Genomic DNA, 2,968 nt, shown 5'->3' with positions numbered 1-2,968 from the left:
GGTTAGCACTGGAAGTCCTTCGGGGGCTGTCGGATGCCAGGTGGATGCGTCGCGAGGCGGAGCAGGCTGTCGCGCAGGTGCATGGGGAACAGGACGCACGTGTCGAGCAGCGCGGCGAAAGTCATGGCGCTTGTGTTCGGTGGTACGGCTTGTCGGTCGCGCCGTAGCCGTCGAACTCCTCGGAGAGGGTGACCAGTTCGTCCATGGCGGCTTCGCGCGCGGCTTGGTGTCGTTCTTGGTACGTCAGCACATCGGGCAACAGGATCCGGCGGTGGCGACCGGGCTGGGTGTAGGGAATCCGCCCCTCGTCGAGCATCCTGACCAGGGTCGGGCGGGAGACGCCGAGGATGTCGGCCGCCTCCTGGGTGGTCAGCTGCTGGTGGTGCGGGGCGATGGTGACCGCTTGGCCGCGGGCCATCGCGAGCACAACATGCTGGAGCACTTCGTAGACGGCTGAGGGAAGCAGGGCGCGCGATCCGTCGGGTCCGACCAGTTCGGCGTGGTTCTCCGTACGGCTGATCCGCCCGACGAACGCGACCAGGTCGTCGAGGGACTCGTCCGGGGGGAAGGACGGTGCGCTCGGACACCCCAGCGGCCATGGTCTTCCACCTGCCGCACCACCATACGTGGATATGAGCGGTGAATAGCTTACCACGTTGGAACGCGGTGAGGAACCCAACGTTCTCCATCGAATGCGCACTGGATGGGCGGTGCTGGGCAGCACGCAGCATCTCCCTGGCTACTGCCTGCTCGTCTACGCCGGATCGGCAAACCATCTGACAGACCTTCCTCACCCAGAACGGATGGACTTCCTTTTCGACCTGTCTCTTCTCGGTGAGGCTGTCGCTCAGGTATGCGCGGCTCGCGACGAAGACTTTCTGCGAATCACCTACGAAGTGTTGGGGAACCTCTGGCCGCATCTCCACGGCCATGTACACGCGCGTTACAGGTGGGAGGAGGAGAGTCTCCGGGTCGGCCCCGTTACCTGTATGGCGCGGAGCGGACGAAGAAGGAACATACGCGATTAGCGCGGCACGCAACCAGCTTAACGCCGATCTACGAGTGGCACTATCCACCCTTACCCGCGACACATACAGCACGTGACGAGCGTCGCCGAACTCTCCCGGCGGGGGATGCACGGCCCCGGCGTTGACTCTGTTAGCCAACTTTTGGTGTTGATAGTGTCCAGCTCGTAGGTGACCTATCCTCGGCTGAGGTGTGCCATTGCCGACCGCCACCATCTATACCTGGATCTACCGGGGATGGATCACCGCTCGGCGCCACCCCGACGGCAGGTCCTGGGTCGTCGTCGCCGACGACACCGAGATGCGACGGCTACACGAACGCCGCGACGCCCGCCCGGCTACTACACCCGCGCCCGCTGGAGCGCACTTCCCGCCGAGCGGACAGGACCATACGAGGAAGGAACCCAGACATGAGAAACGACCACGGCTTGAGGGGCACCACCGGTGGCTCATCTCCACCTTAAATTGATCATGGTAGAGGCGGATCGGTTCGGCGGCCGGGACCGACGGGCCGCCCGCGGTCGTGACCAGCAGGTAGTGCTCGGTGCGCCGGGTGCCAGCGGTGGTGGTCACCGTGATCTCGCAGCGGATCACCCGGAGCTCGACCGGGCCAATCGACGCCGTCGCCTGTCGCGATCAGTCGCTAGAAGCCATACTACGATATGGATCTGTCACGTTAGGGCACGCGGTGCGCCGGAGCGTGCTCACTACAGCAATCCAGGTCAAGGAGGAGCTGCAGCGACGTCTCTACGAGATCACGCGGCTCGCCGTCCATATCGGCCACGAGAGTTAAGAGGTCCTGATGGTGATCAGAATTCCAGTCAGTGACCTCGACACAGTCGCCGACACCCCCACGCCCCGTAGAACAGTCACCCGGCACCCTCACCGCGTGGATGCTGTCCGTGCCCCCGGGGAGGCTCGTACAGCATCCACACTGCATCGCGGCCCGCTCGATCTGGTCGTAACGGCACGGCGACCTGTGTGTATGGGGCCGCGGAACCGCGAGGGAGCCCCGGGCAGGGGTGATAGGCGGTACGTGTACGTGGTCACGTGCCCCGGCGGTACGGTCTCGTTCGCGAGGTCGTGCCGCAGATCGGGCAGAATGGCACTGGGAGGTGGGCCGTGCATGAGGTGATCGAGGAGAGTCGGCCGGAGATCGAGGCCTTGTGTCGGACGCTTGGCATTCGCCGCCTCGATCTGTTTGGTTCGGCCGTGGGTGACTCGTTCGACCTCGACTCCAGTGATGTTGATGTGCTGGTGGAGTTCGATGTCCGGCCGGGATTCGACTATTTTGGGTCGTACTTCGGTCTGAAGGAAGGGCTTGAGCGGCTCCTCGGCCGCCCGGTGGATGTCGTCAGCGTCACGGCTATCCGTAATCCGTACTTTCGTGACCGGGTGATGCGGACCAGGGAAACCCTGTATGCGGCCTGATCCGCGAAAGTATCTGTGGGACGCGTTGCGCGCAGCAGAGCTGGTTCGCAGGGCGGAATCAAGCGGTCAAGGCGACACATGCCTTTGGATGCCTCTTTTTTCAAAGTCGTATTTATGGTGAATAGCCATCAAAGCTACCCGTCCTCAGCGCGCCCATATCATTCCTGATGTTTCGGACACCACAGAGCGTGATCGCCGCAGGTCGGTGGTTGCCTGGCCGCCGACGGGAGGTACCGGCGGGAAGCGGCTCGCCGCCGGGTCCGTGGCGTTCGTCCGGTTCGACTGCGTAGCGCATCATGTCCTGTTGGACATCGACATCGACATCGACATCGACATCGGTGGCGGTGGCGGTGGCCGCGGCTCGGGTCCACCGCTCATGCAGCCGGGTGGTGACCCGCGCCACGGTATCGAAGTACCTGCGCAGGTAATCGGCGTGCAGGCTCTGCATGGCCAGCCGTCGTAGCCGCCGCCACTGCTCGCCCTCGGCGGAGAACGCACCAGTGTGACCCAAC

5 protein-coding genes are annotated in these 2,968 nt (G+C 64.0%); 2 read left to right on the top strand and 3 right to left on the bottom strand.

Features of this window, described 5'->3' with window-relative positions; all coding sequences use genetic code 11:
- Nucleotides 1-2 precede the first annotated feature (2 nt).
- Together MJ785_RS21945 and MJ785_RS11520 are read right to left on the bottom strand one after the other, a co-directional pair.
- Complete coding sequence (locus tag MJ785_RS21945) at nt 3-125, bottom strand: hypothetical protein (protein WP_255724127.1); 123 nt, start codon at nt 123-125, stop codon at nt 3-5.
- Nucleotides 122-655 (bottom strand): excisionase family DNA-binding protein, encoded by a 534-nt coding sequence (locus MJ785_RS11520; protein ID WP_239380764.1) that lies wholly within the window; start codon nt 653-655, stop codon nt 122-124. The genes MJ785_RS21945 and MJ785_RS11520 overlap by 4 nt, the downstream gene beginning before the upstream one ends.
- A 37-nt stretch (nt 656-692) precedes the next feature.
- Between MJ785_RS11520 and MJ785_RS22265 the strand changes: the two genes are divergently transcribed.
- Together MJ785_RS22265 and MJ785_RS11515 are read left to right on the top strand one after the other, a co-directional pair.
- Nucleotides 693-1,028 carry an HIT domain-containing protein gene (locus MJ785_RS22265; RefSeq protein ID WP_370652924.1) on the top strand — a complete coding sequence of 112 codons (336 nt, stop codon included), beginning with the start codon at nt 693-695 and terminating at the stop codon, nt 1,026-1,028.
- Nucleotides 1,029-2,147: 1,119 nt separating this feature from the next.
- Nucleotides 2,148-2,456: a nucleotidyltransferase family protein gene (locus MJ785_RS11515; protein ID WP_239308580.1), complete on the top strand. Its 309-nt coding sequence runs from the start codon at nt 2,148-2,150 to the stop codon at nt 2,454-2,456.
- 112 nt (nt 2,457-2,568) lie between these two features.
- Here MJ785_RS11515 and MJ785_RS11510 read toward each other — a convergent pair.
- Nucleotides 2,569-2,968: cytochrome P450 (locus tag MJ785_RS11510; protein WP_239380762.1), on the bottom strand; the 400-nt coding region annotated here is incomplete at its 5' end.

The sequence above is a fragment of the Protofrankia sp. CiT1 genome, from assembly GCF_917627335.1.
Taxonomy (GTDB): domain Bacteria; phylum Actinomycetota; class Actinomycetes; order Frankiales; family Frankiaceae; genus Protofrankia.
Note: the sequence above shows the minus strand (reverse complement) of the source record. Positions and strands in the feature narration are given on the sequence as shown.